General features: G+C 71.2%; 6 protein-coding genes. 5 read left to right on the forward strand and 1 reads right to left on the reverse strand.

All coding sequences use genetic code 11. The features are described 5' to 3' along the window. Window positions 1-447: 447 nt before the first annotated feature. Window positions 448-1,800, reverse strand: a complete 1,353-nt coding sequence (locus tag ACFWW9_RS45220; protein ID WP_390389689.1) for a DUF4041 domain-containing protein — start codon at window positions 1,798-1,800, stop codon at window positions 448-450. A gap of 235 nt (window positions 1,801-2,035) precedes the next feature. On the opposite strand from ACFWW9_RS45220, the gene ACFWW9_RS45225 reads away from it, so the two are divergent. From ACFWW9_RS45225 to mnmA, 5 genes are read left to right on the forward strand one after another with little or no spacing between them, the layout of a single operon-like run. Further along, on the forward strand, window positions 2,036-2,800 hold the full coding sequence (locus ACFWW9_RS45225; RefSeq protein WP_390389690.1) for a GNAT family N-acetyltransferase: 765 nt from the start codon (window positions 2,036-2,038) through the stop codon (window positions 2,798-2,800). After that, a complete protein-coding gene (locus ACFWW9_RS45230; protein ID WP_390389691.1) occupies window positions 2,797-3,654 on the forward strand; it encodes a lysophospholipid acyltransferase family protein in 858 nt (285 codons plus the stop codon). Before ACFWW9_RS45225 ends, ACFWW9_RS45230 begins: the two co-directional genes overlap by 4 nt. A gap of 4 nt (window positions 3,655-3,658) precedes the next feature. Then, window positions 3,659-5,023: an MFS transporter gene (locus ACFWW9_RS45235; protein ID WP_390389694.1), complete on the forward strand. Its 1,365-nt coding sequence runs from the start codon at window positions 3,659-3,661 to the stop codon at window positions 5,021-5,023. 21 nt (window positions 5,024-5,044) lie between these two features. Then, complete coding sequence (locus tag ACFWW9_RS45240) at window positions 5,045-6,247, forward strand: cysteine desulfurase family protein (protein ID WP_390389697.1); 1,203 nt, start codon at window positions 5,045-5,047, stop codon at window positions 6,245-6,247. A gap of 5 nt (window positions 6,248-6,252) precedes the next feature. Beyond that, the gene (mnmA, locus tag ACFWW9_RS45245) at window positions 6,253-7,341 is read left to right on the forward strand and encodes a tRNA 2-thiouridine(34) synthase MnmA (RefSeq protein ID WP_390389699.1); all 1,089 of its coding nucleotides are present in this window, start codon (window positions 6,253-6,255) and stop codon (window positions 7,339-7,341) included. The last annotated feature ends 167 nt before the right edge of the window (window positions 7,342-7,508 follow it).

Consider the following 7,508-nt stretch of genomic DNA (forward strand, 5'->3'; position numbering starts at 1 on the left):
CCTTGACAAGACAAAACGGGTGCGAAGGCGCTTCGGATCGGGGTGCAGGGAGGGGACTGCTCGGGCGATGGTCCAGTTGCGTGCGCCCGCTTGAGATTCAGGCCGCCAGCAGGCACGGGGTCGAGCCCAAGACAACGCCAGTCCCGAGGTTCCAGACCAGGCACAGCGCTGGTCAGCAGGCGCGAGATCCAGTCCAGGGCAAGACCCAATCCCCAGGCTCCGGCGAGAGCGCAACGCCAGTCCCCAGGTCCTGGGCCAAGGCTCAACACCAGTCCCGAGGCTAGAGCCCAACGCCAGTCGCCGGCTCCGGCCAGGGCTTAACGCCGGTCCCCAGGCCGGAGCCCAACCCCAGTCCCCAGGTCCGGCCGGAGCCCAACACCCGTCCCCAGACTCCAGCCCCAACCCCAGCCGTCAGACCCAAGCCCGGTCAGCCGCCAACCCCACCCCTCAAGGCGTACTGGCCCGCCACTCCGGTGCCTCTGGCCGTTCCACGAACTCCACCACGTCCGCCCCCGGAATCTCCCGCAACGCCGCCAGCACTTCCCCCGGTGTTGCCCGGAAGAACTCCCGCCGGGGATTCACCCGGTTGATCCGTCTCTCCGCGAATCTCTCGTGCAGTTCCCGCACCAACCCCACCGCATCAGCGTTCTGCACCAGCGCGTGCACGTCGAACCGGAACGGCACCGAAGCGTCTCCGAGTTCCCGGATCCGGTCGTACGGATCCAGCCGCCGCGTCATCCCGATCTTCACCACGCCGTCCCCGAACGCCCCGATGTTGCTGATCACGTAAACGTGCCCGGCCCGCGCGTTCCCGGCGATCTCCTCGACCTCCAGCCGCGCGGCTTCGATCTCCTCCAACCGCGACCGGAACGCCAACGCCGCCACGGAATCCCCGTCGCCCCGCCGCAGCAACGCCGCCAGCGAGCTTTCGACGTGCGCCTGTTCCTTGTCCCACTTCGCCCGCGCCCGCTCGTAGTCCCGAGCCGCCGCCGCTTGTTCCTTCATCTCTTCCCGAACGGCCCGAGCTTCTTCCTTCTCGGCTTCCACCCTCGCCCGGTAATCGGCCGTCAGCACGATTTCCGCGCACCTCAACCGGTGGTACCGGTCGTCGATCCGGATCTCCATCGCCTGCCCCAGCCTGGCGATCGACTCCGAGATCTTCGTCAGCCGCTCCACCGAGTTCTGCCGCGATTGCGGTTTCACCGTGCGGACGCAGTTGTCGGCTTCGGTGTTGTACGCGCGGAGCAGCAGCTTGGAGAAGTCGTCGACCAGTTTCTTCCCCTCGCTCAACGACCCGTTCACCTGCCAGCTCGTCGTCGCCGTGACGGCGTTGCCGGTGCGCACGTACGCCTTCGTGTCCTCCTTGAGGGCCACGATCCGTTCCCGGTACGCCACGGCGTCGTCCAGCGGGTGCGCATACGCATACACACCCGCTGCCTGCAGGAGAGCCACGTCCGAGGCGTTGATCAGCTCGTCGCGGACGGCCTCCAACTCGGCGCGGGCGCGGGAGATCTGGGCCAGGACGTCCTGGAGTTGGGCCTCCATCATCCTGATGCCCTCGGCGCGCACCGAGTCCTCCAGGTCGCCCGCGCTCGCCAACGCCTGGCGGAGTTGGGCGTTCTCCGCTTCCAACGCCTTGCGGCGGCTGCCGAAGCCGTTGGAAGCGGGCGGCGGTATGACCGGCACCTTGATCCGGGGGACCGGTGCGGTCAGGTGCGCCTGGGCCACCGGGCCCCAGAACTGCCAGCCCGCTGGTGCGGGCGGCCAGGACGGGTCCGGTGCCCAGCCAGGGGGAGGCACCCATCCCTGGGGCGGCCGTGGCCATCCCGGTGGTGGGCGGAACCGCCTGACCTCCACGTGGAATCTCCTTGCGTGTGCGAGTGCTGGACTCATCGAGGCCCGCCGCGCGGGTGTTACTCCGCGATAGCAGGCCTTCCTGAGCGGAACCTGAGAACCGGCCATTCATCGAGATGGCACGTACGCGTCATCGCTTCGACCTGCCGCCGGTACCCATCAGGTCGGTAGACCTTGAGCCATGACGCAGCCGCAACTGCTTGTCAGCACCGCGAGGCCCGCGACCGGCACGCCAGGGTACTCCCTCCTTGTCGCGCGTGACAGCGCGGAAGTCGTTGCCGCACAACGGCTCCGCCACCAGGTGTTCGCCGACGAGGTGGGCGCTTCCCTGCACACGTCCGTCCCAGGTCACGACGTCGACCGGTTCGACGAGTTCTGCGACCACCTGGTGGTCCGCGACGACTCGTCCGGCGAGATCGTGGGCACGTACCGGATGCTGCCTCCGGACCGCGCTCGGGAGGCAGGCGGCTTCTACTCCGAGACCGAGTTCGACCTCACCAACCTGGCACACCTGCGCCACACGCTGGTGGAGACCGGTCGGTCCTGCGTGCACCCCGACCACCGCAGCGGAGCGGTCGTCAGCCTGGTGTGGGCCGGGATCGCGCGGTACATGCTGCTGTCCGGCCACACCTGGCTCGCCGGGTGCGCGTCGGTGTCGCTGGCGGACGGCGGCGAGCACGCGTCGGGCGTGTGGGAGACCGTGCGCGCCAAGCACTACGCGGCCGAGGAGTTCCGGGTCCGGCCGCTGTCGCCGTGGACGCCCGGCGCGGCGCCCGCGAAGACCCAGTTGCCGCCGCTGCTCAAGGGCTACCTGCGGATGGGCGCGAAGGTGTGCGGCCCGCCCGCGCACGACCCGGACTTCGGGGTCGCGGACCTGTTCGTCCTGATGAACCCCTCGCAGATGGACAAGAGGTACCTCAAGTTCTTCCTGGGGGAGGAGCCGTGACGCACGCGTGGATGCCGAACTCGCCGTGCGGTGAGGGCTGCCTGGACCGTTCCGCCCCGACGGTCGGGGCCTTCCGGGCCGCGTTCCGCTTGGTCGCCGCCGTCACCGTCCTGCTGGCGGGCGCCTTCGTCCTGCTGCTGCGCGGCAACGCGCGCGAAACCGTGCTGCGCCACTGGTTCCGCACCCTGGCGAGGGCCTTCGGGGCCCGCATCGAGGTCCACGGCCCCGACCGCTTCCAGGAGACGCCGGGCCGCGGGGTGCTGGTGGTCAGCAACCACGTGTCCTGGCTGGACGAACTGGCGATCGACGGCGTGCAGCCGATCCGGATGGTCGCCAAGCGCGACATCCGCGACTGGCCGGTGCTGGGTCGGATCATCACCGCCGCCCGGACCGTCTACCTGGACCGCGAGCGCCTGTCGCTGCTGCCCGGCACGGTCGCCGAGCTGGCGGGCGCGCTGCGCGAGGGCGCGGCGGTCGGCATCCACGCCGAGGGCACCACGTGGTGCGGACTGGCCTCCGGCGGCTACCGGCCCGCGCTGTTCCAGGCAGCGCTGGACGCCGGTGTGCCGGTGCGCCCGGTCGTGCTGCGCTACCGGCTCGCCGACGGCACGCCCACGACGTCCCCGGCGTTCGTCGGCACGGACACGCTCGTCGACTCCGTTCGCCGGGTCGTCCGGCTGCGGGGGCTCGTCGTCGAGGTGCACGTGCTGGACGAGATCGCGCCCGGCCGGGCGGCAACTCGGCGTGAACTCGCCGGCCTCGCCCAGCGCGCCGCGGAGCGCGTCGTGCACGGCACGGCCGCGACCAGGGCGCATATCAACTTGACCTCCACCCCGGTGGAGGTTGAACGATAGGGCGGTGACCACCACCGAGAGCGCCGAGAGCAGCAGGTTGTGGTCCCCGGACCGCCGGGGACCGACCGCCGGGATCGTCCTCCTGGTGACGCTGCTGGCGTTCGAGGCGATGGGGGTCAGCACCGCGATGCCGCGGATGGTGTCGGACCTGCACGGCGACGAGCTGTACGCGTGGCCGTTCGTGGCGTTCCTCGCCTCCAGCGTGGTCGCGACGGTGCTGTCCGGCCGCTTCTGCGACCTGCGCGGCCCCAAGCCCGCGCTGCTGGCCGGTCCGCTGGTGTTCCTCGCCGGTCTGCTGATCGCCGGGTTCGCCCAGGACATGGGGGTGCTGCTCGCCGGGCGGGTGCTCCAGGGGTTCGGCGCGGGCGTGCAGATCGTGGCCATCTACGTGGTGATCGGCCTCGTCTACCCGGAGCGCGACCGCCCCGCGGTGTTCGGGGTGCTCGCCGCCGCCTGGGTGGTGCCGTCGCTGGTCGGTCCCGCGCTCGCGGGCTTCTTCACCGAGCACCTCACGTGGCGGCTGGTGTTCCTCGCGCTGGCCCCGCTGGTGCTGATCGGCTTCCTGCTGCTCGTCCCGGTGCTGCGGACCCTGCCGAAGCACGCCGACGGCGCGGTCCCGGCCCGCCGCGGCCTGGTGCCCGCCGCCGTCGGCAGCGGGGTGGGCGTCTCGGCGTTGAGCTGGGCCGCCCAGCACCCGAGCGGCCTGAACCTCGTCCTGGGCGTGGCCGGGCTCGTGGTGCTGGTGCCGTCGCTGCGCGTGCTGCTCCCCAAGGGCACGCTCACCGCCCGCCGCGGTCTGCCGGTCGCCGTGCTGGCCCGCGGGATGCTCGCGGGCTCGTTCTTCGCGACCGAGGCGTTCATCCCCCTCACGCTCACGTCGGTCCACGGCTACTCGCCGATCGAGGCGGGCATCCCGCTCACGCTCAGCGCGCTCGGCTGGTGCGCCGCGTCGCTCTGGCAGTCCCGCAGGCCGGACATCCCGCGCGGCAGCCTGGTCCGCTGGGGTTTTGTGCTCAACGCCACGGGCATCGCGGGCGTGACGCTGATCGCCCCCGAGTGGGGTCCGGCGTGGGCCACGGCCCCGCTGTGGGCCATCGCGGGCTCGGGCATGGGCCTGGCGGTGTCCAGCGTCAGCGTGCTCGTCCTGGCGGCCTCCACGGACGCCGACCGCGGCTTCAACTCCTCGGCGGTGCAGATCAGCGACATGCTGGGCTCCGCGTTCCTGGTCGGCCTCGGCGGCGTCGTGGTCGCCACGTTCGCCTCGACGGCCGCCCCGACCGCCGCGATCATCCCGTTCGACCTCGCGATGGCGGCGCTGGCGGTGCTCGGCGCGTTCCTCACGGGTCCGCGCACCAAGCCCGTTGCCTGAACGGGCTACCCTGGGAACGCGATGGCCTACCTCGATCATGCTGCCACCACGCCGATGCACCCGGATGCGATCACGGCGATGACGCGGGCTTTGTCCACCCTGGGCAACGCCTCCTCGCTGCACACCTCCGGCAGGCGGGCCCGCCGCGCCGTCGAGGAATCGCGCGAGGACATCGCGGACGCCCTGGGCGCCCGCCCGTCCGAGGTCATCTTCACCGGCGGCGGCACCGAGAGCGACAACCTGGCCGTCAAGGGGATCTTCTGGTCCCGCCGAGCGGCCGATCCCCGCCGCAGGCGGATCCTCGCCTCGGCGGTCGAGCACCACGCCGTGCTCGACGCGGTCCAGTGGCTCGCGGACCAGGACGGCGCCGAGGTCACCTGGCTGGAGACCGACGGCCACGGCCGCGTCCACCCGGACGTGCTGCGCGAGGCCCTCCAGGGCGACGACGTGGCGGTCGTCACGGCCATGTGGGCGAACAACGAGGTCGGCACCATCAACCCCGTCGCCGAGCTGGCGGCCGTCTGCGCCGCGCACGGCGTCCCGTTCCACACCGACGCCGTGCAGGCGGTCGGCGCGGTCCCGGTCGACTTCACCGCGTCCGGCGCGAACGCCCTCACCATGACCGGCCACAAGGTCGGCGGCCCGTACGGCGTGGGTGTCCTGCTGCTCGGCCGCGACGTCGCCGCCACCCCGCTGCTCCACGGCGGCGGCCAGGAGCGGGACGTCCGCTCCGGCACCCTCGACGTCCCCGCCATCGTCGGCTTGGCCGCGGCCGTCCGCCGAGCGGTCGAGGACCAGCCCGCGAACGCCGCCACGGTAGCCGCGCTCAGAGACGACCTGATCGCCAACGTCCGCCGCGTGGTCCCCGACGCGATCGTCAACGGCGACCCCGGCCCCCAACGGCTACCGGGCAACGCCCACATCACGTTCCCCGGCTGTGAGGGCGACAGCCTCCTGATGCTCCTGGACGCCAAGGGCATCGAGTGCTCCACCGGCTCGGCCTGCACAGCGGGCGTGGCCCAACCCAGCCACGTCCTCTTGGCCATGGACGTGGAACCCGCCTTGGCACGAGGTTCACTCCGCTTCTCCCTGGGCCACACCTCGACCGCCCAGGACGTGCAGGACCTCACGGACGCCATCGGCCCGGTGGTGGACCGCGCCCGCAGCGCAGGCCTCGCGGGCATGCGCCGTTCACGCGACAAGAACATCAAGGCGGAGGTGTAGGCCCCATGCGTGTCCTGGCGGCGATGAGCGGCGGCGTCGACTCGGCGGTAGCGGCCGCCCGCGCGGTAGAAGCGGGCCACGACGTCACCGGCGTCCACCTGGCCCTCTCCGCAAAGCCCGGCACCCTCCGCACAGGCGCACGGGGCTGCTGCACCATCGAGGACGCCCACGACGCCAGGCGCGCGGCAGACCTGATGGGCATCCCGTTCTACGTGTGGGACTTCGCCGAACGCTTCACCGAGGACGTGGTGGACGACTTCGTCGCGGAATACGCGGCAGGCCGCACCCCCAACCCCTGCCTGCGCTGCAACGAACGAATCAAGTTCGAGGCTCTGCTGGACAAGGCCATCGCCTTGGGCTTCGACGCCGTCTGCACCGGCCACTACGCCAGACTGTCCACAGAGGACGGCGTGGTCGAGCTGCGCAGAAGCGCAGACGACGCCAAGGACCAGTCGTACGTACTGGCGTCCCTCACGCACGAACAGCTCTCCCACGCCATGTTCCCGTTGGGCGACACCACCAAGGCCGACGTCCGAGCCGAAGCCACCGCACGGGGCCTTGGCGTGGCGGAGAAGCCGGACAGCCACGACATCTGCTTCATCCCCGACGGCGACACCCAGAAGTTCCTCGGCAACCGCCTGGGCCAGTCACCGGGCCTGCTGATCGACGACGAAACCGGCGCGGTCCTGGGCAGGCACGCGGGCGTGCACGAGTTCACGATCGGCCAGCGCAAGGGCTTGGGCATCGACGCTCCGGCTTCTGACGGCCGTCCTCGGTATGTGCTGTCCTTGGAGCCGGTGTCGGGGAACGTTCGGGTTGGCGCGGCGGAGAAGTTGGCGGTGACGGAGATCGTCGCTGTTCGGGCTTCGTGGCCGAACGGGGTTCCGTTGGACGGGCCGGTGGAGTGCGTGGCGCAGGTCCGTGCGCATGGTGGGACTGCTCCGGCTGTCGCCGAGCTGGTGGGGGATCGGCTCCAGGTTCACCTGCGTGAGCCCTTGACCGGGGTGGCCCCCGGTCAGGCGGTGGCCCTGTACCGCCCGGATGCCGAGGGTGATCTGGTGCTGGCCAGCGCCACCATCGACAAGACCGCCTGATTTCCGACTGCCTGTCCCAGCCCGCTCACGCGGCGGCTCCGGCTTCCAGCTGGGCTGGTCGGCGGCTTCGATTTCCAGCCTGGCCGGTCGGCGGCTTCGATTTCCAGCCCGCTGTGTCCGATTTGATTTGGGGCCCCTAGATTTGCCCCTTGATCGGGCCAAAAGGC

Source organism: Umezawaea sp. NPDC059074 (genome assembly GCF_042738955.1).
In the GTDB taxonomy this organism is placed as follows: domain Bacteria; phylum Actinomycetota; class Actinomycetes; order Mycobacteriales; family Pseudonocardiaceae; genus Umezawaea.

Bases quoted from the DNA above. Each gene is read 5' to 3' on its own strand.
- mnmA (WP_390389699.1), top strand. From the start codon at position 6,253: ATGCGTGTCCTGGCGGCGATGAGCGGCGGCGTCGACTCGGCGGTAGCG.
- ACFWW9_RS45225 (WP_390389690.1), top strand. From the start codon at position 2,036: ATGACGCAGCCGCAACTGCTTGTCAGCACCGCGAGGCCCGCGACCGGC.
- ACFWW9_RS45240 (WP_390389697.1), top strand. From the start codon at position 5,045: ATGGCCTACCTCGATCATGCTGCCACCACGCCGATGCACCCGGATGCG.